Annotated in this window: 24 protein-coding genes; 17 read left to right on the top strand and 7 right to left on the bottom strand. The window is 64.7% G+C overall.

What is annotated here, in order from left to right:
- Positions 1 to 135 precede the first annotated feature (135 nt).
- Positions 136 to 1,104 (bottom strand): LysM peptidoglycan-binding domain-containing protein, encoded by a 969-nt coding sequence (locus IVA88_RS03910; protein WP_247495981.1) that lies wholly within the window; start codon positions 1,102 to 1,104, stop codon positions 136 to 138.
- 248 nt (positions 1,105 to 1,352) lie between these two features.
- On the opposite strand from IVA88_RS03910, the gene IVA88_RS03905 reads away from it, so the two are divergent.
- The 9 genes from IVA88_RS03905 to IVA88_RS03865 all read left to right on the top strand — a co-directional run bounded on the left by IVA88_RS03905 (position 1,353) and on the right by IVA88_RS03865 (position 11,481).
- Positions 1,353 to 4,016, top strand: coding sequence for an EAL domain-containing protein (locus tag IVA88_RS03905; RefSeq protein ID WP_247495980.1), 2,664 nt, complete (start codon positions 1,353 to 1,355; stop codon positions 4,014 to 4,016).
- A gap of 213 nt (positions 4,017 to 4,229) precedes the next feature.
- Entirely contained in the window at positions 4,230 to 5,189 is a 960-nt protein-coding gene (locus IVA88_RS03900) for an AraC family transcriptional regulator (RefSeq protein WP_247495979.1), read from the top strand.
- A gap of 98 nt (positions 5,190 to 5,287) precedes the next feature.
- Positions 5,288 to 5,578 (top strand): hypothetical protein, encoded by a 291-nt coding sequence (locus IVA88_RS03895; protein WP_247495978.1) that lies wholly within the window; start codon positions 5,288 to 5,290, stop codon positions 5,576 to 5,578.
- A 106-nt stretch (positions 5,579 to 5,684) separates the two neighbouring features.
- Positions 5,685 to 6,890 (top strand): NAD(P)/FAD-dependent oxidoreductase, encoded by a 1,206-nt coding sequence (locus IVA88_RS03890; protein WP_247495977.1) that lies wholly within the window; start codon positions 5,685 to 5,687, stop codon positions 6,888 to 6,890.
- 72 nt (positions 6,891 to 6,962) lie between these two features.
- Complete coding sequence (locus IVA88_RS03885) at positions 6,963 to 7,760, top strand: acetoacetate decarboxylase (RefSeq protein ID WP_247495976.1); 798 nt, start codon at positions 6,963 to 6,965, stop codon at positions 7,758 to 7,760.
- Between the two features lie 32 nt (positions 7,761 to 7,792).
- Positions 7,793 to 8,965 carry a patatin-like phospholipase family protein gene (locus tag IVA88_RS03880; protein ID WP_247495975.1) on the top strand — a complete coding sequence of 391 codons (1,173 nt, stop codon included), beginning with the start codon at positions 7,793 to 7,795 and terminating at the stop codon, positions 8,963 to 8,965.
- 34 nt (positions 8,966 to 8,999) lie between these two features.
- A complete protein-coding gene (locus IVA88_RS03875; RefSeq protein ID WP_247495974.1) occupies positions 9,000 to 9,782 on the top strand; it encodes a 3-hydroxybutyrate dehydrogenase in 783 nt (260 codons plus the stop codon).
- Positions 9,783 to 9,982: 200 nt separating this feature from the next.
- A complete protein-coding gene (locus IVA88_RS03870) occupies positions 9,983 to 10,900 on the top strand; it encodes an MBL fold metallo-hydrolase (protein ID WP_247495973.1) in 918 nt (305 codons plus the stop codon).
- A 221-nt stretch (positions 10,901 to 11,121) separates the two neighbouring features.
- Positions 11,122 to 11,481: a hypothetical protein gene (locus IVA88_RS03865; RefSeq protein ID WP_247495972.1), complete on the top strand. Its 360-nt coding sequence runs from the start codon at positions 11,122 to 11,124 to the stop codon at positions 11,479 to 11,481.
- Positions 11,482 to 11,544: 63 nt separating this feature from the next.
- Here IVA88_RS03865 and IVA88_RS32400 read toward each other — a convergent pair whose 3' ends face one another.
- Positions 11,545 to 11,667, bottom strand: coding sequence for a hypothetical protein (locus IVA88_RS32400; RefSeq protein WP_256466747.1), 123 nt, complete (start codon positions 11,665 to 11,667; stop codon positions 11,545 to 11,547).
- 131 nt (positions 11,668 to 11,798) lie between these two features.
- Between IVA88_RS32400 and IVA88_RS03860 the strand changes: the two genes are divergently transcribed.
- From IVA88_RS03860 to IVA88_RS03850, 4 genes are all read left to right on the top strand, one after another.
- The gene (locus tag IVA88_RS03860) at positions 11,799 to 11,984 is read left to right on the top strand and encodes a hypothetical protein (protein WP_247495971.1); all 186 of its coding nucleotides are present in this window, start codon (positions 11,799 to 11,801) and stop codon (positions 11,982 to 11,984) included.
- Positions 11,985 to 12,078: 94 nt separating this feature from the next.
- Positions 12,079 to 12,210, top strand: coding sequence for a hypothetical protein (locus IVA88_RS32395; RefSeq protein ID WP_256466745.1), 132 nt, complete (start codon positions 12,079 to 12,081; stop codon positions 12,208 to 12,210).
- Between the two features lie 121 nt (positions 12,211 to 12,331).
- Positions 12,332 to 13,471 carry a beta-propeller fold lactonase family protein gene (locus IVA88_RS03855; RefSeq protein ID WP_247495970.1) on the top strand — a complete coding sequence of 380 codons (1,140 nt, stop codon included), beginning with the start codon at positions 12,332 to 12,334 and terminating at the stop codon, positions 13,469 to 13,471.
- Positions 13,472 to 13,662: 191 nt separating this feature from the next.
- A complete protein-coding gene (locus IVA88_RS03850; protein ID WP_247495969.1) occupies positions 13,663 to 14,550 on the top strand; it encodes an HlyD family efflux transporter periplasmic adaptor subunit in 888 nt (295 codons plus the stop codon).
- A gap of 139 nt (positions 14,551 to 14,689) precedes the next feature.
- Here IVA88_RS03850 and IVA88_RS03845 read toward each other — a convergent pair whose 3' ends face one another.
- The gene (locus IVA88_RS03845) at positions 14,690 to 15,538 is read right to left on the bottom strand and encodes a caspase family protein (RefSeq protein WP_247495968.1); all 849 of its coding nucleotides are present in this window, start codon (positions 15,536 to 15,538) and stop codon (positions 14,690 to 14,692) included.
- 418 nt (positions 15,539 to 15,956) lie between these two features.
- Between IVA88_RS03845 and IVA88_RS03840 the strand changes: the two genes are divergently transcribed.
- From IVA88_RS03840 to IVA88_RS03830, 3 genes are all read left to right on the top strand, one after another.
- Entirely contained in the window at positions 15,957 to 17,687 is a 1,731-nt protein-coding gene (locus IVA88_RS03840) for a hypothetical protein (RefSeq protein ID WP_247495967.1), read from the top strand.
- 159 nt (positions 17,688 to 17,846) lie between these two features.
- Entirely contained in the window at positions 17,847 to 18,587 is a 741-nt protein-coding gene (locus IVA88_RS03835) for a thermonuclease family protein (RefSeq protein WP_247495966.1), read from the top strand.
- Between the two features lie 106 nt (positions 18,588 to 18,693).
- Positions 18,694 to 19,881 carry an aminotransferase class V-fold PLP-dependent enzyme gene (locus IVA88_RS03830; RefSeq protein WP_247495965.1) on the top strand — a complete coding sequence of 396 codons (1,188 nt, stop codon included), beginning with the start codon at positions 18,694 to 18,696 and terminating at the stop codon, positions 19,879 to 19,881.
- 168 nt (positions 19,882 to 20,049) lie between these two features.
- Here IVA88_RS03830 and IVA88_RS03825 read toward each other — a convergent pair whose 3' ends face one another.
- Positions 20,050 to 21,156, bottom strand: coding sequence for a hypothetical protein (locus IVA88_RS03825; protein ID WP_247495964.1), 1,107 nt, complete (start codon positions 21,154 to 21,156; stop codon positions 20,050 to 20,052).
- On the bottom strand, positions 21,156 to 22,592 hold the full coding sequence (locus IVA88_RS03820) for an MBOAT family protein (protein WP_247495963.1): 1,437 nt from the start codon (positions 22,590 to 22,592) through the stop codon (positions 21,156 to 21,158). Before IVA88_RS03820 ends, IVA88_RS03825 begins: the two co-directional genes overlap by 1 nt.
- 149 nt (positions 22,593 to 22,741) lie before the next feature.
- Between IVA88_RS03820 and IVA88_RS03815 the strand changes: the two genes are divergently transcribed.
- On the top strand, positions 22,742 to 24,847 hold the full coding sequence (locus IVA88_RS03815) for a S9 family peptidase (RefSeq protein ID WP_247495962.1): 2,106 nt from the start codon (positions 22,742 to 22,744) through the stop codon (positions 24,845 to 24,847).
- Positions 24,848 to 25,023: 176 nt separating this feature from the next.
- Here the strand turns inward: IVA88_RS03815 and IVA88_RS03810 are convergent, their stop codons facing one another.
- The gene (locus tag IVA88_RS03810; protein ID WP_247495961.1) at positions 25,024 to 26,115 is read right to left on the bottom strand and encodes an SMP-30/gluconolactonase/LRE family protein; all 1,092 of its coding nucleotides are present in this window, start codon (positions 26,113 to 26,115) and stop codon (positions 25,024 to 25,026) included.
- A gap of 84 nt (positions 26,116 to 26,199) precedes the next feature.
- Entirely contained in the window at positions 26,200 to 26,919 is a 720-nt protein-coding gene (locus IVA88_RS03805; RefSeq protein ID WP_247495960.1) for a ribonuclease activity regulator RraA, read from the bottom strand.
- Positions 26,920 to 26,946 lie beyond the last annotated feature (27 nt).

Below are 26,946 nucleotides of genomic sequence, written 5' to 3'. Positions count from 1 at the left end.
TGACCTGTCCACCCTGGCCCTCCTCCGGCGCCAAGCGCGCACCGCGTCGCACCACGATGACGCGCGGAGGAACTAAATGTTCCGGAAGCAGACAGGGCAAAGCGCCGCAACTGACGCTGCGTTGCCGATGCGATGTCACTCCGCCTTCTGCGGCAGCACAAAGGTCTGGCCGGGATAGATCAAATTGGGATTGTGGATCTTGCCGCGGTTGGCGTTGTAGATCACGGCAAAGCGGGCGCCGTCGCCGTAAGCGAGCCGGCTGAGCGCCCACAGGCTGTCGCCGCGCGAGATCACCCGGCTGCCTGCTTCCGCCGGTGCAGCGCCGACGACTTCCGCCGGCGAGGCCGATGCGACGGTCGTGGCCGCGGGCACCCGCGCCATGGCCCTGGGCTTCGGTGCGCCCGTCGATCTCGGCCGGGCCGCGGGCCTGTCCGATACCGATGCCACAACATCCGACTTGTCGTCAGGCTTCTCGGCCTTCGCTTCTTGCTTCGTATCTTGCCTCGCGGCCGGTGCAGGGCGCGAGGGCGGCGGCGCGGCTTCGGCGATCGTCACCGGCATGCTGCGGCCGGATTGCGTGATGGTGCCGTCAGGCGATTTCGCCCGCAGGGTCAGCTCATAGGAACCGGCAGGAAGCTGCGGCGGCGTCATCACGAATTGGCCCGAGGCATCCGCCACCACCGTGTCGAGCGGTTTGCCGTCACGCAGCAATTCGACTTTTGCGCCAGGCGTCGCCCGGCCCGCGATCACTGCCACCTCGCCATGATCGTCGATGCGCCCGACGTCGAACCGGGGCCCGGTATCCGCAACCACCGGCGCCGGCTTCACCGGGGCAAGATCGGCAAGCGCGGCCGTGACCTGCCTCTCGCTTTCGGCCAGCGCGCCCGCCTTCGATTCCGGAGCCGGCAATGCAGGTGGCGCCGGCGGCGCGACGGCCGCAAGCTTTGGCTCTTGCGGCTTGAGTTCCGGCCTAGCGGCGACCGCGACGTCGGTCTTCGCCCCGTTCGGCAGCAGGCGGCGCAGCTCGGTGGGGCCGATCACGAGCATGGTGCCGCCCACCGCGAGCAGACAGAATGCAATGAAGGCCTTGGATGCGGTCACCATCAGGAGCGAACCTTGGTCAGAAAGAACCTTGCAAATCAGCCGAGCCGGCAAGTTGCGCCGTTTTGGTCACGGCAGCAAGACGCTCAATAGGATGATGCGCCGGCAGCGCCGAGATGGGAGATCAGGCGGTGAACGCACCGGAATCGTCGGGAACCACCCTGATTCCGTTCGATTCATGTTTTCCTAACCCTTGCTGGTAACCGGCTCTTGTCGGTTTTGCTGCATCTTGCATCTCACGGGAGGGCTGCATGGGGACATCGATCCGGTGGAGCGCGCGCATGCGCGCGTTGCTGCGCCGTTGGCGCGGCGCGCCGCTGACATGGCTCATCATCGGCGGTTTCGTGCTGATGGCCGCGATGGCTATCGGCACCGCGCTCACCGTCGACCGCTTCCGGCAGAATGCGATCGAGAGCGGCCGCGACAGCCTGGAGAGCGCGGTCCGGTTGCTCGCCCGTCATTTCGACCGCGAGTTCGAGGATTTTGCGGTGCTGCAGAAGAGCATCATCGCCGAGCTTGAAAGCCATGGTATCGAGTCCCCCGATGTCTTCCGCAGTGAGATGGCCACGCTCGCCGTGCACGAGGTGCTGCGCGCCAAAGCCAGCGGCTGGTCGGACGTTGCCGGCGCCAACGTGTTCGATGCCAAGGGCGTGCTGATCAACTCGTCGCGGCGCTGGCCTGTCGCCGATATTTCGGTGTCCGACCGCGGCTATTTCAATCGCCTCAAGAACGATCCGGCTTCGCAGGAGGAGGTCGAGGTCGTGCCCGGACGGTTGGGCAGCGGACCGGCGATCGTGTTCGCGCGCCGCGTCTCCGGCCCCCGCGGCGAATTCCTTGGACTGGTTTCGCGCGCGATCACGCCGGACCAGCTCGAATCCTTCTTCGCCTCGAGCGGGCTCGGCGAGGAATCCTCGATCGCGATGCACCATCAGAACGGCCAGCTGCTCGCGCGCGTTCCGCATGTCGACGCGATGATAGGGCAGAATTTCCGCAACGGCACGCGCGAACAGCTGGCGGTATTCGAGCGCACCTTCGTCACGACGCAGCTCTCAAGCCCGATCGACGGCAAGGACCGCATCGTCGCTGCACGCCTCCTGACCGGCGAGCCGCTGGTCGTGGTCGCGACCAAGTCACTGGATGCGACGCTGGCGACCTGGCACACGCAAACCAAATTCTTCGTCACCGTCGCGGTGCTGTCGATCGGCCTGCTCGTGCTCACGCTGTATTTCATCTTCCGCCAGATGACGCGCCGGCTCGCCGCGGAGAAGCAGCAGCTCGACACCGCGATGAATACCATGACGCAGGGCCTCCTGATGTTCGACCAGGACCAGCGGCTGATCGTCTGCAACGGGCGCTACATCGAGATGTACGGGCTGTCGGCGGACGTGGTGAAGCCCGGCGCGTATTTCCGCGACGTGATCCAGCATCGCCACGACACCGGCTCGTTCCACGGCGACGTCGATTCCTATTGCGACGGCGTCTTGAGCAATGCCGGGCAGACGCAGAGCGCGATCGTCGAGACCGCGGACGGCCGCCTGATCGAGATCAAGAACCAGCCCGGCGCCCGCGGCGGCTGGCTTGCGACCCATGACGACGTCACCGAGCGCATCCGCGCCGACGAGCGCATCGCGCATATGGCGCATTACGACGCGCTGACCGATCTGCCCAACCGCGTGCTGATGCGCGGCCATCTGGAGCGGCGCGTCGCGGAGCTCAGCCAGGGCAAGCCGTTCGCGATCCTCTATATCGACGTCGACGAATTCAAGGGCGTCAACGATTCGCTGGGACACGAGGTCGGCGACGAACTGCTGCGCCAGGTCGCGAACCGCCTGCGCGCCTGCGTCAGCGGCAACGACATGGTCGCACGGCTAGGCGGCGACGAATTCGCCATCGTCAAGGCGGGCACCCGCGAAGAGGCCGACCTGACGACCCTCGCCGAGCAGATCCTGACGGCGTTGCGCGCGCCTGTGAACTGCAGCGGCCAGGAAATCCCGACCGATGCCAGCATCGGCATCGCGATCGCGCCCGATCACGGCGACAATCTCGACGATCTGCTCAAACGCGCGGATCTCGCGATGTATGTGGCGAAATCCGAGGGCCGCCGCACTTATCGCGTCTTCGCGCCCGAATACGACGCCAAGGCGCGGCTGCGGCGCCAGCTCGAGCTCGATTTGCGCCAGGCACTCGCCCACGGCGAATTCGAGGTGCATTACCAGCCGTTGGTCGACCTTGCGGCCAATGTCGTCACCGGCTGTGAGGCGCTGCTGCGCTGGCATCATCCGGAGCGCGGCATGGTCTCGCCCGCCGACTTCATCCCGGTCGCGGAAGAGACCGGGCTGATCGGCGAGATCGGCGAATGGGTGCTGAAGCAGGCCTGTACCGAGGCCGCCTCCTGGCCCGGCGACATCCACATCGCGGTCAACGTCTCGCCGGTGCAGTTCCGCTCGAGGACGCTGGCGCTGAAGGTCGCCGCCGCGCTCGCCGAGTCGGGTCTCGCGCCCGGACGGCTCGAGCTCGAGATCACCGAGACCGTCCTGATCCGCGACGACCAGGAGGCGCTGACGATCCTGCAGCAGCTGCGCGAGCTCGGCGTCCGCATCGCGCTCGACGATTTCGGCACCGGCTATTCGTCGCTGAGTTACCTGCACCGCTTCCCGTTCGACAAGATCAAGATCGACCGCAGCTTCATTAGCGACATCGGTCAGTCCGAGGATTCCTCGCCGATCGTGCAGGCGGTGGTGCACATGGCCGCCGCCCGCCACATGGCGACGACCGCGGAAGGCGTCGAGACCGAAGCCCAACGCGAGGTGCTGCGCCAGCTCGGATGCAGCCAGATGCAGGGCTGGCTGTTCAGTCCGGCCGTGCCGGCGGCGAAGCTGAAGCAGCTGTTGTCGGCACAGGCAGCGGCGGCTTAGCGGCGCATTGCCGCACGCAAAACATCTTCCCTCCTCCTCCCTCCTCCCCCCCGCCGTGCGTTCGCGAAAGCGCGGGCCGGCTTGGGGCAGAATCGGACAAAGCATGGCGGTTTCAGGAAATACGCCCGGCGTTCGCGGCGCATAGAACACGCGCCGTTCCGTACAAATACGGACGACTGATCGAAACCCGAGCTGATCAGGAGGAGCCACACCATGACCGGGAACACCGCACCCATGCGCAATCCCTCGCACGAGAGCGTGCCGCCGGCACCTGACGCACAGCCTGACGACAGTTCGACGTCCGAGCGGCGCGCTGCCGACGCGGAGATGGCGCGCGTGCTGGGGATCAAACCGTTTCGCATGGCCCTGGACTCGTCCGGTGCCGGCATCGCGCACTGGAAGCATGATGCGCTGCACGACGTCGTCCAGCCCATGCGCCACCACGTGATCATGGCGCACAAAGGCGTGATGCAGCGCATGGAGCGGCGGTCGGGAAAATCGATCGCGATCGGCACGTTTCGTCCGGGGGTCGTGAACATCATTCCGGAAGGGTCGAGCTCGCGATGGGATATTCCGAAGCCTGTCGACGTCGTTCAACTCTATCTTCCCGATGCAATCCTGAAGCGCGTTGCGGAGGAAGCCGGGACCGCCGGACCGGCCGACCTGCTGGAGCGAACGGCGCATCCTGATCCCATTACGTCCCGACTGCTCCTGAGCGCGTCCGATGCGCTGGAAGGCAATGGCGCGCTGGATACGCTATTCCGCCATCAATTGATCAATCTTCTGGCCACGCGTCTTTTGGCTGCGCACGCAGGCTCGCCGACCACGTTCCAACCGACCATGGGCGGACTGGCGCCGAAGGTCCTCCTCCGTGCGATCGAACGATTGCGCTCCGACAGCGAAGCGGACGTCTCGCTCGATGCGCTGGCGTCCGATGCCGGTCTATCGCGCTTCCATTTCTGCCGGTCCTTCAAGGAGAGCACCGGGCTCTCGCCGCATGCATGGCTGCGCCAGCACCGGCTCGAGCAGGCCATGAACATGCTGCGGGAGAGCGACGATTCGATCGTCTCGGTCGCCGCGGCGCTTGGTTATTCCTCGCAGACCGCCTTCGCGGCGGCATTCAAGAAGCTGACGGGCGAAACGCCGAGCGATTGGCGCAGGCGCGTGCGTTAGCAGCAATCTCTCGACAGGGACGGCAATCGCGCTGGGGCATCGGCAAATCGGGTCGGCTACATCATCACCATGTCCAGACCAATCGAGGGAGACCAAAGATGACCTGGAAAAACTTTGTCAGCCAACGGCTGATTGGGTCACGCCGCCGAAGGCTCGCGACCGCAACCTTGTACGGACTCTCGCTGGCCGTTCGCTTCACGTCGGCGACAGGCGAGGAGGTGGAAATTCCACCGTACTCCATGCACCTGACGCATCCGCAGGTTTCCATCATGACCCGAAATGACGCCGGCCCGCCCTATCAGGGCTGGGCTTCAATGGAGCCTCAGCCGCTCGTCCTTGGCCACAGCGTGCCACCGCGCTCGCCGCTGCAACGCTGCATGGCGCCTTAAGACCAGCGATCGACTTCACCTCTTCGTGCCGCTGCCGGACGCTGCCCACAACGCAGCAACGCGGTCGTCTGCGAACTTTCGAAAAGTGCAAACAAGGAGCAAACCCATGCGCATCATCATCATTGGCGCCGGCTTCGCCGGCATGTACGCCGCCCTCTCCGCAGCCCGCCTGCGCGACATCCAGGGCGTCTCGCCGGAGCAGCTCGAGATCGCGCTGGTTGCTCCCGAGCCTGTGCTCGTGGTTCGCCCGCGGCTCTATGAACCGAAGCCCGAGACCCTGTCGGCGCCGCTGCTCGATGTGCTCAAGGCGATCGACGTCGCCTATGTCCAGGGCAGCGCCGAGGCCATCAACACCGAAGCACAAACGGTAGAGATCGCCACCGCCAAGGGCACCAGGAAGAAGCTCTCTTACGATCGCCTCGTCGTGGCCACCGGAAGCCGGCTGTTCCGTCCGAACATTCCGGGGCTCGCCGAGCACGGCTTCAGCGTCGATACCATCGACGATGCAATTGCGCTCGACAAACATCTGCATGGTCTCGCGAAGCGGCCCGCCGCAAACGGACGCGACACGGTGGTCGTCGCCGGCGGCGGCTTCACCGGGATCGAGGCGGCCACCGAAATGCCGGCGCGTCTGCGCGACATCCTGGGCACCAACGCCAGGACTCGCATCGTCATCGTCGAGCGCAACAATGCGATCGCACCCGACATGGGGGAAGGCGCCCGCCCCATCATCGAGGAAGCCCTGCGCAAGGTCGGCGTGGAGACACGGCTCGGCGCCGGTGTCGCCTCGCTCGATGGATCCGGCGTCACGCTGTCGGACGGCGAGCGCATCGAAACCGAGACCGTGATCTGGGCGGCGGGCATTCGTGCGGCGCCTTTGACCGGGCAGATTCCCGCCGGGCGCGACAATTTCGGCCGGCTGCTGGTGGACCGCGATCTGCGCGTGCCCGGTGTGGCGGGTGTCTTCGCCACCGGCGATGCCGCGCGAGCCGCCTGCGACGACGAGGGCAATCACGCGCTGATGTCGTGTCAGCACGCCACGCGGATGGGCGCCTTTGCCGGCAACAACGCCGCGGCCGAGCTGCTGGGCGTCCCGACCAGGCCCTATCACCAGAAGGCCTATGTCACCTGCCTCGATCTCGGCGAAGCCGGCGCGCTGTTCACGCGCGGCTGGGAGCGCAAGGTCGAGATGGTCGGCGACGTCGCCAAGAAGACGAAGCGGGAGATCAACACCGTCTGGATCTATCCGCCAAAGGCGGAGCGCGCCGCTGCGCTTGCTTCTGCGGATCCGGAACGCGTGACCGCTCTCTAGACACATCACGTGTTGATGGCCGCGATCCTGCGGGGCGCGGCCCGCCACGACAGACCATTCGGAGCCCACACCATGAACCAGCAGATCCGCAACGTCGCGTTCGCCATGCCGCTGACGAACCCCGCTTTTCCCCCCGGCCCCTATCGCTTCATCAACCGCGAATATTTCATCATCCAGTACCGAACGGACCTGGAGGCATTGCGCCGGATCGTGCCGGAGCCGCTGGAGTTGACCGAGCCTGTGGTGAATTACGAATTCATTCGTATGCCCGATTCCACCGGCTTCGGCGACTACACGGAAAGCGGCCAGATCATCCCGGTGTCCTTCCGCGGCCAGACCGGCAGCTTCGTCCACCAGATGTACCTCAACGATCATCCGCCGATCGCCGGCGGCCGCGAGCTGTGGGGTTTTCCCAAGAAGCTGGCGCAGCCGAAGCTGGTCGTCGAGACCGATACCCTGGTCGGTACGCTGGACTACGGCTCGGTACGCATCGCCACCGGCACCATGGGCTACAAGCATCGCGCCCTCGATACTTCCGCCGAAGCACGCAAGCTCATCGCGCCCAATTTTCTGCTGAAGATCATTCCGCATGTCGACGGCTCGGCGCGCATTTGCGAGCTCGTTCGCTTCCATCTCGAAGACGTCACGGTGAAGGGCGCATGGACGGGACCCGCCGCGCTCGACCTCTACTCCCACGCGCTCGCACCGGTCGCCGAGCTGCCGGTTCTTCAGGTGCTTTCGGCCAAGCATGTCGTTGCCGACCTGACGCTCGGACTCGGTACCGTGGTGCACGACTATCTGGAGCGGCCCGCGGTCGCGCAATGGCGTGGGGCCGGATCTGAAATCCTGACCGAAACACACGCCGGCTGACCGAACAGGTCGCATTGCAAGGAGTAGTCGCCATGTTTAACGTGACGCGCGAACACATCGATTCCGCACAACCGATCAATTCGCTGCCCTACGATGTCGTTGCGCTGGTGCTGCAGGGCGGTGGCGCGCTCGGCGCCTATCAGGCAGGCGTATACGAAGGCCTGCACGAGGCCGGGATCCGGCCCAACTGGCTGGCGGGCATCTCGATCGGTGCGCTGAACGCCGCTATCATCGCAGGCTCCCCGGAGGACCAGCGCGTCGCGCGGCTGCGCGAGTTCTGGGAGACGATCTGCGCGACCCCGGTGGAATGGCCTGCCGGCGAGGGACTGGCCGGGGCGCTACCCTTCGCATTCGACTTCAACTCCCTGCACAACACGCTTGCCGCGATGCGCGCGCTGTTCCAGGGCCAGCCCGGCTTCTTCAGGCCGCGCTTCCCCTCGCCCTTGTGGTCGCCCTTCTCGGGTGACGCCGCGACCAGCTTCTATGACACGGCGCCGTTGCAACGAACGCTGGAACGGCTCGTCGACTTCGACCGGCTGAATTCGGGCGAGGTGCGTGTCAGCATCGGCGCGGTCAACGTCCGGACCGGCAATCTCACCTATTTCGACACAGCCGAGCGGCGGCTCGGTCCGAAACACTTCATGGCTTCGGGCGCGCTGCCGCCCGGATTCCCCGCTGTCGAAATCGACTCCGAGCATTACTGGGACGGCGGCGTCGTCTCCAACACGCCTCTCTCTCGCGTCCTGTCGGGCGATGCGAAAGACACGCTGACGTTCCAGATCGATCTCTGGTCGGCCCGGGGCCGCGTGCCACACGACATGATGGAGGTATCGAGCCGACAGAAGGAGATTCAGTATTCCAGTCGCACCCGCGCCGTCACCGACCAGGCGCTACGCATACAGAAGATGCGGCAGGCGCTGCAGCGGACGATCGACAGATTGCCGGAGGCCGCAAGGAATGATCCGGAGATGCGCGCCGTCGCCGAGCTCGCCCGTCACCGCTCCCACAACATCATCCACCTGATCTACCAGTCCAAGCTCCACGAGGGCCACTCCAAGGACTACGAGTTCGGACCGAAGGCGATGCGCGCGCACTGGCAAAGTGGACGGGACGACATCCGCCGGACGCTTGCCGACGGACGGCGCCTTGAGCCGCCGCCTTCCGAACTCGGCATCGTCACCCATGACATTCACCGCCGCGATTGACGTCGCAGGCGACCATCATCGAAAGGAAGTTTTCATGTTGAAAGGCAAGGTAGCGATCGTCACCGGATCGACCAGCGGCATTGGTCTCGGGATCGCACGAGAGCTGGCCAAGCTCGGCGCCGATATCGTCCTGAACGGCCTTGGCGACCCGGGCGAGATCGAGAAAATCCGCAGTGGCATCGAACAAGAGGACGGCGCGCGCGTCGCGTATGACGGCGCCGATATGTCGGATGGTGAGGCCGTGCGCGCAATGATCGAGGCGACGATCAAGAACTTCGGACGGCTCGACATCCTGGTCAATAATGCCGGCATCCAGTTCACCGCACCGATCGAGGAGTTTCCGCCCGCCAAGTGGAAGGCCATTCTCGACATCAACCTGTCTGCGGCATTTCACGGCATCGCTTCAGCCGTGCCTCAGATGAAGAAGCAGCGATGGGGGCGCATCGTCAACATCGCCTCCACACATGGCCTCGTCGCATCCACCCACAAGGCAGCCTATGTCGCGGCCAAGCATGGCCTCGTCGGCCTGACCAAGGTGGTAGGCCTTGAAACCGCCGGAAGCGGTGTCACTTGCAACGCGGTCTGTCCCGGCTGGGTGCGCACGCCGCTCGTGGAGAAACAGATCAGCGACATCGCGGCGGAGAAAGGCATCAGCCAGAAGCAAGCGAGCGAAGAGCTTCTCGCCGAGAAACAGCCGTCGCTGGATTTCGCCTCCCCGAAGCAACTCGGCGGCACCGTCGCTTTCTTGTGCTCGGCCGCTGCCGACCAGATCACGGGCACGACGATCTCCGTCGACGGCGGCTGGACGGCGCGGTGATTGACCATCACTCACATCGTGCCCGTCACACGATCGGTGGACGGCCCGGTGCGCTTGCGTCGGCCGATCCGGAGCGCGTGACCAGCCTTTAGCGCGCGAAGCGATGACGGCCGCGCTCTCCCTGGCGGCGCGGCCTGCTCAACCAGGACCAGCCAGAGTTAGACCAACCAAGCGCCTCAACCTTGAAACAGGAGACAAACATGAACCTGCACAACACCTCACATCCCGTGACATCGCGGCCTGAAGAGCTCGTACCGTCGCGCTACGCGGTGAAGATCGGCGACATCGACGTGCTTGTGGTCAGCGATGGCGTGCTGCCGCTGCCGACCACGATGCTAGGACACAACGTCGACCCGGCCGTCCGGGCGACCTGGCTGCACGACATGTTCCTGCCGCAGGACGCTTTCGACTGGGCGCTGAACGCTGTCATGGTCCGCAGCGGCGGCAAGACCATCCTCATCGACGCCGGACTGGGCTCGGACCCGAACCTGCACTTGCCGCGGGCCGGGCAGTTGATCAAGCGACTGGCGGCTGCCGGGATCGATCTCGCATCCGTGACCGATCTGGTGCTGACTCATTTGCACATGGACCATATCGGCGGGCTGCTGGTCGACGGCGTGAAGGAGCAGCTGCGCAAGGACCTGCGGATTCATGTCGCGGCCGCCGAGGTCAAGTTCTGGGAAGCGCCTGATTTCTCCCGCACGGCCATGCCGGAAGGGTTCCCGGACGCACTTCGATCGACCGCCAAGCGGTTCGTGAAGGAGTACGGCAGTCAGCTGCGGCCGTTCGATGACGAGCACGAGATCGCGCCTGGCGTCATCGCCCGTCGCACCGGCGGTCACACCCCTGGACACAGCGTGGTTCGCATGGCGTCCGGCGGTGACGCGCTGACATTCGCCGGCGACGCCGTGTTTGCCGTCGGGTTCGAGCAACCTGACTGGCACAACGGGTTCGAACACGACCCCGAGGAGGCCGCGCGCGTTCGTGTCCGACTGTTGCGACAGCTTGCCGAGACCGGCGAGATGCTGGTGGCCACGCATCTGCCGTTCCCGTCCGTGGGCCGGGTGGCCGCCGACGGCGATGCCTTTCGTTGGGTCCCGGTGTTCTGGGACTACTGACCGCTCGCCGGGTTAAAGCCGAAGCGGGGCGCGGATTCGTGGCATCTTCTTGGCATCGAGTTCGCGCCCTTCAAAATAGGATCAAACATCGACCCTCGCGGTTATCGCCCCGCTGAGACGGCGGGAACCCGGTCGGCGGGCGCCAGCCAGCATTGCGTCACGTGCAGCGCAGGCGCTTCTCGTCTGCGCTCTTGCGCACGTGCGAGATCAAGCGAGGCGATATGGCGATCGTGGCACTCAGGATGATCACTCTCGTGGCGGTTGCCGCCCTGATCAACCCATCCGTGGAGGCCCGCGACGACGGTCGCTACGCAAACTCTCCCCTCAAGGGCTGGTTCGAAGGCCTGCACAGCAAGGGCGGCGGTCCCTGCTGTGCCGACGCCGACGGCACCGCCCTCGACGACGTCGACTGGGAGACGAAGAGTGGACACTACCGGGTCCGTCTCTTGGGCGAGTGGATCGAGGTACCCGACGACACGGTCATCACAGAACCGAACCGCGCCGGCCGCACCATGGTGTGGCCGTATTTCGTCAACGGCCGCGCCATGATCCGCTGCTTCATGCCCGGCAGCATGACTTGAGTATGAACTCTCGTGTCCTGGGCGGGCGCCGCATACAACGACGCGCCGCTGAACCGGACGGGCTTACTTCCCCTGCCTGGCCGCGTGGATCTCGACGAACTCGGCGTCGGGATGGCTGATGATCGTAGCCACCATGATGCCGCTGATGATGAGCGACCAGGCGGTGTCCCAATAAATCCAAAACACGTGCCAGCCTCCGTTTCGATCTGCTCCGCCCAGGGGTCGGGACAACGGCAAGGCGAGCCTGCCGTTCCCAGTGTGAGTGCGGCGCGGGGGAAGCGCTATTTCGGTTTGGTCGGCGCGGAGTTGCGATCGGTTTGGCCGGTGTGGCGCTTTGCCACGACATCCTCGTCGCGCTCGCCTTCGTGCGGGCGGGACGGCCGTTTGGGCTCGCCGGCCTGACCGCCATGCTTGCCGCCCATGTCGGGCTTGCCTTCAAGATCGTTTTCGCGGGGCATGCCGGTTTAATGCGTTCGCGCGGCATTGGTTCGTTTGGCCTGTGAACGAGTTCATAGGATCGCCGTGGTTTGCAGTGCACGATCAAGAGGCACGCTCCCCCGGGGCATTCACGTTGATATTGCGGACGGATTTGGCCTGATGCGGAAACGACTCGTCGCTTGGACGACCCTGATCTGCGCGCTGCTCGCGATCATCGTGTGGACCGTGCTCGGGCCGCCCGACCACCCGCCCGGCCCGCATCTGCCCTCCCGCACAGCGGCGGTCCGGTAGGCCTTCCACCGATACCATTTCGGCATCGATCGATCCCAATTGGAATTTGGTGCGACGGGGCGGCAGCCGCTATCCTCGCCGGCAAAACGACAAATGCCGCACCGGCTTCCAGGAGGACCCCATGTCAGGACCGACCCGACGCATCGCATCCGGCGCGCCTCGCGCTGCGATCGCCACCACCCTCGCTTTCCTCACTCTCATTTCTGGAGTCCGCGCCGGCATGGCCGAGACCTTCGCCTATGTCGGCAACGCCGACAGCAACGACATCAGCGTGTTCAAGATGGCCGAGAGCGGCGAGATGACGCCCGTGCAGACGGCCGCCTTCACCGGAGTCGAAAAGCCCGGCTCCTCGACGCCGATCGCGATCACGCCCGACCACCGCGTGCTGATCGCCGGCATCCGCTCGCAGCCGTTCCAGGCGGTGAGCTTTGCGATCGATCCCAGGACGGGCCAGCTCAGCCATATCGGCAACGGGCCGCTCGCCGACAGCATGGCCAATATCGCCTTTGACCGGGGCGGCAAATTCCTGTTCAGCGCCTCCTATGGCGGCAACAAGGTCGCGCTCAATCCACTGCTCGCCAACGGCGTCGCGGGCGAGCCGAAGCAGGTGATCCCGACCGGCCTGAACGCGCACGCCTTCCTGCCCTCGCCCGACAACCGCTTCGTGTTCGCGACCAATCTCGGCTCCGACCAGGTGCTGGCCTTCGGGTTCGATGCCACCACCGGCACGCTCACGCCGAGCGATCCGCCGGCTCACAAGGTGCCGGAGAAATCGGGGCCGCGGCATTTCGTATTTCACCCCAACGGCAAGTTCGTCTATCTGCTTCACGAGCTGAACGGCGACGTCGCGGCGTTCACGTACGAAGCCAAGAGCGGCGCTTGGGACGAGATCCAGCGCACCAGCGCGCTGCCGGAAGGGTTTTCGGGAAAAGAGTCGAATAAGAAGCCCTGGGCCGCCGACATCCACATCACCCCCGACGGCCGTTTCCTCTACGCCTCCGAGCGCACCACCAACACGCTCACCGCCTACAAGGTCGATGCAACCAGCGGCAAGCTGACCACGATCGGCAGCGTGCCAACCGAGAAGCAGCCGCGCGGCTTCCACATCGATCCTTCAGGGCGCTACCTCGCCGCGGTCGGCGAACTCTCCGACAGCATGACGGTCTATGCCATCGACCAGAGCAGCGGCGCACTCGCCAAGCTGAAATCCTATGCCACCGGCAAGAAGCCGAACTGGGTGGAGTTCTTGAGCCTGCCGTGAGGGGGCGCTGATATCTCCTCGCCGTCATGGCCGGCGAACCTCTTTGCTTGTGCGGCGACTAATTCAACGGGCGGCATCGCGCCGCCCGTGCTGCTGCGGCATTCTCATCCGGCCGGCCCCTACGTGGCCTTGGCTCGCAGCGGTCGCTTCTGCTAACGATGAGGCCGTCAAGGCCCCAACCGGAATGACCCATGCGTTCATTGCCTGCGCGTTCTGTTTCCAGACATCTCGTTGCGCTCGCCGGACTGCTGTTGCTGTCCGCCCAGCCCGCGCCTGCCGCCGATGACGACGCGCCCAAGGGGCCGGCAGTCACGGTGCTGAAGGTCGCAAAATCCTGTTTCTCCGACATCGTCGAGGCCACCGGCACGATCATCGCCCGCGAGGAAAGCTCCGTGCGGCCCGAGCGGCCCGGCCTGAAGGTGACGGAAGTGCTGGCGGAAGCCGGCGAGAACACCACCGCAGGCCAGGTGCTGGCGCGGCTGGCACTGCCCGAGGGCGGCACGCTTCAGGTCACCGCCCCCGTGGCGGGCGTGATCGCGACATCGACCGCGCAGATCGGCAATCTCGCCTCTGCCAAGGGCGAGGCACTGTTCACGATCGTGGCGCGCAGCGAATACGATCTCGTCGGCCTTGTCGCGACCAGCGATATGCGCAAGCTCGCGGTCAACCAGCAGGCGACCGTGCGCATCGCCGGCGCCGGCGATATCGACGGCAAGGTGCGCCGCATCGGACCGACGGTCGAGCCGAACATTCAGCAGGGCATGGTCTATATCGGCATCTCCTCGCAGAAGCGGTTGCTCCTGAACGCGAGCGGGCGTGCGCTGATCAAGTCCGGCCAGAGCTGCAACGTCGCGGTCCCGCTGACCTCGGTGCAGTATTCCTCGGCCGGTACCGTCGTGCAGGTGATCCGCCGCAACCGCGTCGAGACCAAGCGCGTCGAGGTCGGACTGATGTCGGGCGGCAATATCGAAGTCCGCGACGGCCTCAACGAAGGCGATATCGTCGTCGCCCGCGCCGGCGCGCTGTTGCGCGAAGGCGATCCGGTGCGCACGGTGATGGCCGCGGAAGCGGTGAAGTAATCGTGGGGTGGATGTGCGCGACAACACGCTATCGTAGGGTGGGCAAAGCGAAGCGTGCCCACGTCTTCTATCGAAATGTTGAAGAGATGGTGGGCACGGCGCGTTGCGCCTTTGCCCACCCTACAAAGCCTAAGAAAAACTAGCCGCCGGCTTGGCCGAAATGGACGTCTTCGAGCAGAGAGGAGGAGACGGACGGGACCTGGTCGCCTTCGCTGGCACGCGAGATGGCAACGCGGGTCTTGTTGAAGACGCTCTCGGCGCTGCCCTGCGCATTGAGGTTGTTGAGGAACTCGCTGACCAGCACGCTGTGCTCGCCCTTGCCGTCATCGACGACCTTGCCGGGCGAGGCCGAAGAGAGGATCAGCGCATTGTCCGTTGCGCTGATCGGCGCGAGGCCGTGGCTGTAGGAGCGGAAGCGGCGCTCATACGGATTGCGGCGGGAGGCATCGACCACGACGAGCTTGGCCTTGGCGCCCTGCTCCTTCATCATCTCGAGCACGCCCTCGATGGAAACGCCTTGGCGGCGGACATCGTTTTCCTTCCAGATCACGGCATCGACCGGCAGCATGTAGCTCTCGCGACCGGCCTGCACGCCGTAGCCGCCGAAGAACAGCATGACGACGGTGTCGCGCTTGATCCGGGACTTCAGGCGATTGACGGCGCGGACCATGTCGTCCCTGGTCGCGTCTTCCACCATGTCGACGTCAAAGCCGTTCTTGCGCAGTGACGAGGACAGCGCTCGGGCGTCGTTGATCGACTGCGTCAGCGGCGCATTGGCGTCGGGGTAATGTCCATTGCCGATGACGAGGGCGAGACGCGAGGCCTGGCCGACCGAGCCGGTGACCTGGTCGGTCGAGACGGCCTTCGCGGCATCGAGCGCCCGCATGTTGAGAGCAGCATGGGCACCGATCACGAGCGACACCGTGCCAATGAGGGCTGCGGCGACCGCGATCGTGCGTCGGGAAAGGTCGAGCTGCCTTAAATTCATCTCGGTTCGTTCCTGTGCCAAAGACCGGCCAAGCGCGCGCACACTGTTTGAGTAGCGCGATAGCGTCTTTGGGTTTGAGGGATTGGCCGGGGGTGTGCCCCCGAATTGCGCGCAATTTGCGGCGCCGCACCAAACAAAGGTTTAACCCGATATCGCCTCCCCGGCAATAGAACGCCAAAAATTAGATGTAAGTGTCTGGGAATGTTTGGTAATTTTACATGCCAATGTGTGATTTTTTTGCGTCTCCGTAACCTTCCGGAGCCCCATAATGCAGACTTCGTGCCGGCCTTTTCTGTGACCCTCATCACATTTGTATTTCCTGCGAATCCGGGTAGCTTTTTCAACGACTTGCGGGGGGTGGCGCGCGGCTGGGAGCGTGCCGGTCGGCCCCCGGCCAAATTCCCGCCACAGGTATTTCATGAGCTTTCAATATTTTGCCGGCGCCGCCTGCCGGGCGCTGACGGCGCGGAAGGACGGCCCCTCGCTTTACGACATCTGCGATCCCGTATTGTCAGTTGGAGCCGGCGGCGATCCGCATCTGGCCAAGTTCTACAAGACCGCGCTCGGCAATCCCGCATTGCGGGTGCTGCTGCGACGCGCGGGCGTGCCCGAGCTGCGTGATGAAGGCAAACTGGCCCGGCTGCGCGAGGCGCTGGTTCGCGCCCGCGACGAGGTCGAGCCCGATTGGGCGGCGGTCGGCCAGCCCGTCGCCGATCTCGTCGACAGCATCGCGCTGGATCATCCCAAGCCGCCGCCGGCTGTGTTCACCGGCGCCATGCCGCAACAATCGCAGATCGACGCCGTGATCCGCGACTGCGCGCAGCATCTGCTCGGCTCTTACCGCAAAAATGGCTTCCTGCCGACCTACGCCGCGTTCAACCTGATCGGCGATCCTGATTTCCGCGGGCGCGAGCTGACCATGGCGCTCACGGGACTCAACGCGCGCGGCTACAAGAACTCCTCGCTGCTGTTCAACCTCGCCCGCGTCTTCATCGCGCGATCGCCGGCGCGCGCAGTCGTCAATCCGCCCTGGACCGGCATTGCCGAACCGATGTGGGAGCCGGTGCAGATCCGCCACCGCTCGGCCTATTACGACGCGTTCTTCATCGAGGCGCTGCTGAGTTACGTCGAGACCGGGCTCGCCTCGTCCGCCGACAAGGTTGCGGCGGACCGCGCGGTCGCGGACATGGTCGACTTCTGCGTCAACAGCAGCCGCGAGCAAGTGGAGGGCATCGACGGGGCGCGGTTCAACGTCATCACCGCGCTCGCGCCCGCGCCGCATCCGCGCTTCTCCCGCTACTTCGCCCAGATCAAGCAGGACCTCGGTTTCGGCGTCTACGTGCCGGATTGCGACACCACGGCGTGCTCGATCTCGGCGGCAACGCAGGCCGGCTGCACCGATCCGATCCTCGACCAGCCGCTGCTGGATTTCTACGCCGGCTACCAGGTGCGCGCCGGCGTCAACGAGCCGCGCGTGACCGTGCCGATCAACGACAATATCGACTATGAAGGCGGGGTCGCGACCTGGATCGACAACCTCAAGGGCGAGCGGCCCTATGGCAACGATCTCGATCCGACGCTCAATCTCGACATTCTCGAGGTCAGCTTTCGCAACCTCGCGCGCTGGGAAGTATTGGAGACGCCGGCGCGGCTCGCCACCGTGCATCGCATCATCGGCTTCCAGAAGCGGCTGGCCGCAAGCGGCGCCTTCGCCAATCCGCGCTCGCACATCTATTATCTGCCGGAGCTCTACAGCGCCTATTTCGGCCGCTGCTACGCCGCGTTCCTGGCGCTGCCGCTGGCGGCGCAAGCCGCGATCGATCCCGACGGCGATTTCGATTTCATCCGTCACCGCGTGCTCTCCTACGTCCAGGGCGAGCTGATGGCCGCCGAAATGAACGTGTTCGACGCGGCATTGGCGCTGATTGCGCTCGGCCATCTCGGCGCCGACCCGCGCGCCTTTGCACCGGCGCTGAACGTGATCGTCGCGAGCCTGGGCGAAGGCGGCCGCCGCGGCCCGTTCCGCGCCTATGAATGGAACAAGATGAAGACGCCGACGCGAATTCTGGTGGGCGGTCCGGAGGTCACGTCCGCGTTCGTGCTGATGGGGCTGGCGGTGGCGCGCAGGCGAATGGTGAATGGCGAGTAGCGAATGGGGCTATCACATTCTATTCGTCATTCCGCACTCGCTATTCGCTCCATGATGACGGGAAGTTGAAAGCCCATCTGTCAGGCAAACGCTGGCCGGGCGGACAAAAGCCGACCACAATTGCGGCGTCTATCGCAATTTCCTCACACGCGGACCGGCATGTTGCGAAAATTCCTGATTGCGCTGTCACTGCTGGCCTTGTCCTTGCCCGGCTTGCCATCGCCGGCTGAGGCAGCCGACATCACCGGCACGGCAAAGGTCCGCGACGGCGATTCCATCCTGATTGGCAACACAAGGATCCGGCTCGGCGGCATCGACGCGCCGTCGTCCGACCAGCTCTGCCTCAATACCAAGGGCGAGCGCTGGACCTGCGGGATCGCGGCGCGCGACGAACTCGCCAAATACACTGAGGGCAAGAACTGGGTCTGCCATGCAAGATCGATCGACCGGCGCGGCCGCACCGTGGCGCGCTGCGATGTCGGCGGCGAGGACATCCAGAAATGGCTGGTGCGGAGCGGCTGGGCACTGGCCTACACCCGCGTCTCTCGCGACTACGAACCCGATGAGGCTGCCGCGCGGGAGGCCAAAGCCGGGATGTGGCAGGGCGCCTTCATCGCGCCCTGGGACTGGCGCGTGCGCAACAAGAAGACGACGATATTGGGCGCCACCAAGCCGCCCGACGGCACGCATTCGGTGCTGCTCGCCTCGGCCTCGGGACCGGTTGCGCCGTCGCCGGACTGCACCATCAAGGGCAACGTCAACAGCGCCGGCGAGTGCATCTATCATCAGCCGAACAGCCGCTGGTACACCCAGATCAAGATGAAGATCAGCAAGGGCACCCGCTGGTTCTGCTCGGTCGAGGACGCCGAAGCCGCCGGCTGCCGCGAGACCAGGAGATAAGAGCCTCAGACCTGCGTTTTACGCGCTTTTCTCAGGGCTCGGCGCCGCGTAGAAGTGTGAATCAGCGACCCACCGAGCCGTTCTCAGGCAACAAGGACCAATAGCAATGACCGTTCGCGCGGGCCGGGAATTTCTGGCCATCCCCGGGCCCACCACGATGCCCGACGAGGTGCTGCAGGCGATGCATCGCCCGGCGATCGACATCTACTCCAAACAAATGACCGATCTGACCGAGAGCCTGCTCCGCGATATCTCGAACCTGTTTGCGACCAAGGGCAAGTCCTACATCTACATCGCCAACGGCCACGGCGCCTGGGAAGCGGCGCTGAGTAACGTGCTGTCGCGGGGTGACAAGGTGCTGGTGCTGGAGAGCGGACGCTTCGCGATCGGCTGGGGCCATGCGGCGGCGCTAATGGGCGCCGAGGTTGAGGTGCTCAAGGGCGACTGGCGCCGCGCGGTACGGCCGCACGAGGTCGAGGAGCGCCTGCGCCGCGACAAGGAGCACACCATCAAGGCGGTCGTCGTCGTCCAGGTCGATACGGCCTCGGGCGTGCAGAACGACATCGAGGCGATCGGCAAGTCGATCAAGGCGAGCGGCCATCCGGCGCTGTACATGGTCGACACTGTCGCCTCCCTCGGCTGCATGCCGTTCGAGATGGACAAATGGGGCATCGACGTCGCGATGTCAGGCTCGCAGAAAGGCCTGATGACGCCGCCCGGCCTCGGCTTCGTCGCCGCCAACGCGCGCGCGCTCGAGGTGCAGAAGAAGGCCAACATGTCGACGCCCTATTGGAGCTGGAGCGAGCGCGAGGGCACCGAGCACTATCGCAAATATGCCGGCACCGCGCCGGTGCATCTGTTGTTCGCGCTGCGCCAGGCCATCGACCTCCTGCACGAAGAGGGGCTGGAGAACGCGTTCCGCCGCCACAGCCTGCTCGGCGAGGCCGCACGCCGCGCGGTCGGCGCATGGTCGGAAGGCCAGGTGCTCGGCTTCAACGTCGCGGAAGCCAGCGAACGCTCCAATACCGTGACCACGGTGACCATGAGCAACGGCCACGATCCTGCAATCCTGCAACGCTATTGCAAGGAGAAGTGCGGCGTGGTGCTCGGCACCGGCATCGGCGATCTCTCGGGACAAGCCTTCCGCATCGCCCATATGGGCCATGTGAATGCCCCGATGCTGCTCGGCACGTTGGGAGTGATCGAGGTCGGGCTGAACGCGCTGAAGATTCCGCACGGCAAGGGCGGACTCGAAGCGGCGGTTGCGTATCTCGGCGAAGAGGTGGCGGTGTAGCGCGGCTTCGCATCTCTTCCTTCTCCCCTTGTGGGAGAAGGTGGCGCGAAGCGCCGGATGAGGGGTTGTTTCCGCACTCGCAACTACCAGACTCGCGGAGAGAGACCCCTCACCCGTCTCGCCGCTACGCGGCGAGCCCACCCTCTCCCACAAGGGGAGAGGGAAAGATCAGCGCTCCACTCGATACGCCGCGACCTGCGCTTTCAGCTCATCCAGTGACGCAAGCGGCGCCTTCGGATCGACGCGATACTCTCCACGCGCCAGCCACGACAGCACCTTCGCGTCAACGACCGGCGAATGGTGGATGACGTCGCCGTAATTGTCGAGGTCGTGCGTCACGTCCTTGATCGCCCGGAAATCGTACAGGCGCACATTGGGAAGCTGCGTCAGGCGTTGCGCAGTGACAGCGGTGAGGTCGGTGACGATCTTCAGCGTCGCAGGCGAGGCATCGCGCATCGCGACGAATTGCAGGATCGAATAGGGCGGGAAGTAGATGTCGAAGGTCACGTCCGGATGGCGCGCGATCAGGCCGACGACGTCTTGCTCGAAATGCCTCACCATGGCGTCGTAACGATAGCCTTCGCCGAGAAAGCGGCTGCGCACAGGACTTGTGATGTAGGCGAAGGCCGCAAGCGTCTTCTCCGCGTTGTAACCCCGCGCAACGTCGAAATCCCGCGGTAGCGCGTAGATGTCGTCGACGTCGGACAGCGCAAACTTGACCGGGAGATACGGCGCCGCCCGGGTCAGCGACTGCCGCAGCGGCGGAACCGACCGCAGCAGTGCGAACAGGGATTCCTTCGCCATCGCCGCACTGAGCAGATAGGACGCGATGCCCTTGGCCGGCCCACGATAGAGGTCGACGGACAGAAAGGGATCGGACTCGATGTCGGCCGCATCGACGAAGATGAAATCGTCCATCGCCCAGATCACGCGCTTTGCGCCGCGGTCGATGGCCTGCTCCAGCACAAAACCCTGCTGGCGCGAATTGGACCCGGTCATCGCCAGCTTGAGCGAGTGAACGCCGAGCGCATGGTCGATGTCGCTCTGACGGAAATGGATCGCGAGCGAGGTGCCCATGAACGCGGTGTTGAACGACTGGCTGCGGATCAGCCCGGCGTTCTGCACGCGCGTGTCGTCGGAATAAAACGGCGCGACGACACGCGACGGCCGAAACAGTTGCAGGGGATCGATGATGTAGGTGAGCGCAGCCGCCCCCAGCACGCATGCGATGCTCGCGAGGAGAAGACGCCCTGGATGTGTGAACGCGCCTCGCATCAGAACCGGAAATAGATGAATTCGCTGTGGCTCTGGATGCCCAAGATCCCGAACGCAAGCACCAGCGACGCACCGTAGAGCACCAGCGGCCGCATCCGTCCGGCCATCAGGCCGTCGCCGACCCTGCGATTGGCGTGATCGTATCCCATGATTCCCTGCGTGTTCGGCGCCAGCCACACCACCGCAGCATAGATCGTGACCTGCACCAGCGCGGCGATCTCCTCGCGGCCGAAGACGATGTTCGAGGGCTCGGCCATGGCCTGGAGAACCCGCAGCGCCCAGTCGATCCGCTCGGCGCGGAAAAACACCCAGGCGACGACGACGGCTAGGAAGGTCAGCACGGCCCCGGCGATCCGGACCGGGCGCGCAAGGAGCGTCGGAATCTCAGGCACCAGCGCGTTGAAGGCATGGTTGACGCAGAGATAGGCGCCGTGCAGCGCGCCCCAGACGACAAACGTCCACGCCGCGCCATGCCAGAGCCCGCCGAGCAGCATCGTGATCATCAGATTGACATAGCGGAGCACGCGGCCGCGCCTGTTACCCCCGAGCGGGATGTAGAGATAGTCGCGCAGGAACTGCGACAGCGTCATGTGCCAGCGCCGCCAGAACTCGACGATGCTGGCGGCCTTGTAGGGCGAGTTGAAATTGACCGGCAGGAAAATGCCAAACATCAGCGATATCCCGATCGCCATGTCGGAATAGCCGGAGAAATCGAAATAAAGCTGGAACGTGTAGGCGAGCGCGCCAAGCCACGCCTGGTCGAAGCTCGGCGACCGTGCCTCGAAGGCGAGCGCGACCAGCGGCTGGATGCCGTCGGCGAGACAGGTCTTCTTGAACAGGCCGATCGCGAAGATGATGAGGCCGCACAGGATCAGATGAGCATGCGGATGCTTGGTTTCCTCGCGTTCGAATTGCGGGATCATGTCCTTGTGGTGAAGGATCGGCCCCGCGATCAGATGCGGAAAGTATGTCACGAACAGCGCGTAATGCGGCAGCGCATAGGCCGCGACCTGGCCGCGATAAGCATCGACCAGGAACGCGATCTGGGTGAAGGTGTAGAAGGAGATGCCGACCGGCAGCAGGATGTGGACCGCGAATTGCGTCCCGGCGAGCGCGTTGATGTTATCGGCAACGAAGCCGGCGTATTTGAAGATGCCGAGCACCAGGAGATCGCCGGCGACGCCGAGGGCAAGCGCCGCCTTTCGTTGCGACGGGGCAAGCTTCGCCACGATGAGGAGGTGGCCGACGCCATAGTTGAAGGCGATCGATATCAGCAACAGGGCCAGGAACTGCCAGTTGCCGATGGCGTAGAAGGTGAGCGAGGCCGCCGCCAGCCAGATCACCGGGACGAGATTGCTGCGTCGCCCGAGCCAGAAATAGCCGGCCAGCGCAGCCGGCAGGAACAGCAGGATGAACGGGTAGGAATTGAACAGCATCAGGCTGGACCGGCGGCGGGGATAGGGAGCCTAAGCATAGAAGGGACGGATCAACAACCCGGCGACTTGGCGCGGTCCTTGGCGCAGTGGCGCTGGCAATTCGTGGAATCGGGACGATATATGGCAGGACGCATCTGAACGAGGATCGAGTGACACAAGCCAAAACGCCTGCCCAGGCCCCCGTCGCCCCGCGCCGGCCGCATTCCTTCACGCGGCACGGGATCACCGTGACCGACGACTATGCCTGGCTGAAGGACGAGAAATGGCAGGAGGTGCTGCGCGACCCCGCGGTGCTCGATCCCGACATCCGCAAATATCTCGACGAAGAGAATGGCTACACCGAGAGCCTGCTCGGCCATACCGCAACCCTGCAGAAGACGCTGGTGCGCGAGATGCGGGGGCGGATCAAGGAGGACGATTCCAGCGTGCCCTCGCCGGATGGTCCCTTCGCCTATTTCCGCAAATTTCGCGAAGGCGGCCAGCATGAGCTGTTCGGCCGCATGCCGCGCGATGGCGGCGAGGGCCATATCGTGCTCGACGGCGATGCGCTCGCCAAGGACCACACTTATTTCAAATTCGGCGGCAGCCGGCACTCGAATGACCACAAGCTGCAGGCCTGGAGCGCCGACACCAAGGGCTCCGAATATTTCTCCATCCGCGTACGCGACTGGGCGACCGGAACGGATCTTGACGACGTCGTCGAGGAAACCGACGGCGGCGTGGTCTGGAGCAAGGATGCGACGTCGTTCTTCTACGTGAAGCTCGACGACAATCACCGACCAATGCAGGTCTGGCGGCACAAGCTCGGCACTGGGCAAGCCGACGACACGCTGGTTTACGAGGAGCAGGACTCCGGCTGGTTCACCCATCTGCACGAGAGCACCAGCGGCCGCTTCTGCGTGATCGCAGGCGGCGATCACGAGACCTCGGAGCAGCGGCTGATCGATCTCGCTAGCCCCGAGGCGCCGCCGCGCCTTGTCGCGGCGCGCGAGGAAGGCGTGCAATATTCGCTCGCCGACCGCGGCGACGAGCTCTTCATTCTCACCAATGCCGATGAGGCCATCGATTTCAAGATCGTCACCGCACCGCTCAGCTCACCCGAGCGCAAGAACTGGCGCGATCTGATCCCGTATCGCCCCGGCATCTACATCATCGACCTCGATCTCTATGCCGGCCATCTGGTGCGGCTGGAGCGCGCCAATGCGTTGCCCTCCATCGTGATCCGCGATCTCGCGACCAGGGACGAGCACGCGATCGCCTTCGACGAGGCAGCTTATTCGCTCGACACGATGGGCTCTTACGAATTCGAGACGACGAATCTGCGCTTCGCCTACTCGTCGATGACGACGCCGTCGGAAGTCTATGACTACGACATGGTCAAGCGGACGCGCACCTTGCGCAAGCGGCAGGAGATCCCGTCGGGCCACAATGCGAGCGACTACGTCACCACGCGCATCATGGCAAAGGCGCATGACGGCGCCGAGGTGCCGGTCTCGATCCTCTATCGCCGCGGGCTCAAGCTCGACGGCGCGGCGCCGCTGCTGCTCTACGGCTATGGCTCCTACGGCATGGCGATGCCGGCCTCGTTCAACGCCAACCGCCTGTCGCTGGTCGATCGCGGCTTCGTCTACGCCATCGCCCATATCCGCGGCGGCGCCGACAAGGGCTGGGGCTGGTATCTCGACGGCAAGCGCGAGAAGAAGACGAACTCGTTCGACGACTTCTCAGCCAGCGCCCGCGCGCTGATCGATGCGAACTACACCAGCGCCAAGCGCATCATCGGCCATGGCGGCTCGGCCGGCGGCATGCTGATGGGCGCGGTCGCCAACCGCGCCGGCGAATTGTTCGCCGGCATCGTCGCCGAGGTGCCGTTCGTCGACGTGCTCAACACCATGCTCGACGACACGCTGCCGCTGACGCCGCCGGAATGGCCGGAATGGGGCAACCCGATCGAGAGCGAGAAGGATTTTCGAACGATCCTGTCCTACTCGCCCTATGACAACGTCGCGGCGAAAGACTATCCCGCGATCCTCGCGATGGGCGGGCTTACTGATCCCCGCGTCACTTACTGGGAGCCCGCCAAGTGGATCGCGCGCCTGCGCGCGACCATGAGCGGCGGCGGCCCGGTGTTGCTCCGAACCAACATGGGCGCCGGCCACGGCGGCGCCTCGGGACGCTTCAACCGGCTGGATGAAGTCGCGATCGTGTATGGGTTCGCACTGTGGGCGGCGGGGATGGCGGAAGCTGGGGTGTAACCACACCCTCCGCGTCGTCCCGGCGAAGGCCGGGACCCATACCGCGTGATTATCGGTGAAGCACGGTGTGGGTACCGCGGAAGACCTCTTAACTACTGGCCTTCACCAAACTAGTCCCTGGGGTTATGGGTCCCGGCCTTCGCCGGGACGACATCGGGTGTGAGGCACAAGCCGCCTCACACCGCCCCGTGCGCCTCCACGTACAGCGCGTACACCGAGTGGCTGCTTGCCATATACAGGCGGTTGTTCTTGGGACCGCCGAAGCAGAGGTTGGCGCAGCGTTCGGGCAGCTTGATGAAGGCGAGCGGCTTGCCGTCCGGGTTGAACACCATCACGCCGTCGAGATCTTCGGACTTGCCCTTGAGCTGAAACGCCTTGCGGCCGGCGATTTCGGTCGGCTCGGACTGCAGCGCGCCGTTGGAGCCCCAGCCGCACCAGAGATTGCCGTCGCGATCGACGCGAAAACCGTCGAGCGAGGCCTGGTCGGCGGCGTCGATCAGCTTGGCCTTGCCGCTGAGGCTGCCGTCGTCGCCGACATTGTAGCTCCAGATGCTGCGATTGGGCGTCCCCTTCCACTCGACGATGTAGAGCTTCTTCTCGTCCGGCGAGAAGGCGAGGCCGTTCGGATTGACGAGGTCGGTGAGGACGGCGGTGAGCTTGCCGTCCTTGGCGATGCGGTAAACGTTGGTGGTGGCCTGCTCGGCCTTCTCCTTCTTGCCCTCCCACTCGCCGTTGATGCCGAACAGCGGGTCGGTGAACCAGATGCTGTCGTCGGATTTCACCACGATGTCGTTCGGCGCATTCAGCCGCTTGCCCTCGAACTTGTCGGCCAGCACGGTGATCTTGCCGTCCTTCTCGGTACGGGTGATGCGGCGGGTGACGGAGTGCTCGCAGCTGACGAGGCGGCCCTGGCGGTCGCGCGCATTGCCATTGGCGTAGTTGGCATTGGCGCGGAACACGCTGGTCTGTCCGGTCTTCTCGTCGAACTTCATGATCCGGTTGTTGGGAATGTCCGAGAACAGCAGATAACCGCCTTCGGGGAAATAGGCCGGGCCTTCGGCCCAGCGCATGCCGGTTGCGACCTGCTCGACTGTCGAGGAATAGAGCCGGTATTTTCCAAAGCTCGGATCGAGGATCTGAACGGCGGGGTCGGGGTAGCGCTGGTTGGGCGTGAACGGAAACGACTGGGCACCGGCGGCGCGGGCCAAACAGGCGGAAGCCGCCGCCGCGCCGGCGCCGGCCAAGAGATTGCGTCGTGTGAAATTCATAAGAATCCTCCCTGGGTGATTTAAAGGCCGGCGCTTGGTGCGGCCGGCCTGTTTTTTGACATGACTTGGTGCTGGCGCACGGACTTACCGCCCGTTCGCCTTCCGCCATGCTGCGAAGTCGGTGAGCGTCTGCGGATCCGTCGCCGGATAGAGACCAAAGATGCCGCGGCCCTTGTTGACTTCCTCGGTGACGAAGTCCTCGAACGCGGTCATCTCGAAGGTTTCGTTGGCGATCTCGTCGGCGAGATGCGCGGGGATCACGATCACGCCGTCGGCGTCGCCGAGAATGACGTCGCCGGGAAACACCGGCGCATCACCGCAGCCGATGGGGACGTTGATCTCGATCGCGTGATGCAGCGTCAAATTGGTCGGCGCGCTCGGGCGGTGATGGTAGGCGGGGATACCGAGCTTGGCGATCTCGGCCGAGTCACGAAAGCCGCCGTCGGTGACGACACCGGCGACGCCGCGCTTCATCAAGCGCGTGACCAGGATCGCACCGGCGGAAGCGGCGCGCGCGTCCTTGCGGCTGTCCATCACCAGCACGCTGCCTGCCGGGCAATTCTCGACCGCCTTGCGCTGCGGATGAGAGTGATCCCTAAACACGTCGATGGTGTTGAGATCCTCGCGGGCCGGCATGTAGCGCAGCGTGAAGGCCTCACCGACCATGGTCGGCTGGTCGGCGCCGAGCGGGTGCACATCCTGGATCATCTGGATGCGCAGACCGCGCTTGAACAACGCGGTGGCGACGGTGGCGGTGGAGACGGATTTGAGCTTGGTGCGGATGGCTTCGCTGAGTTTGGTCATGGGCTATCACTCTCTCTTTCGTCATTC

Source organism: Bradyrhizobium sp. 149, from assembly GCF_023073915.1.
In the GTDB taxonomy this organism is placed as follows: Bacteria; Pseudomonadota; Alphaproteobacteria; order Rhizobiales; family Xanthobacteraceae; genus Bradyrhizobium.
This window is presented reverse-complemented; position numbering and strand designations above follow the sequence as displayed.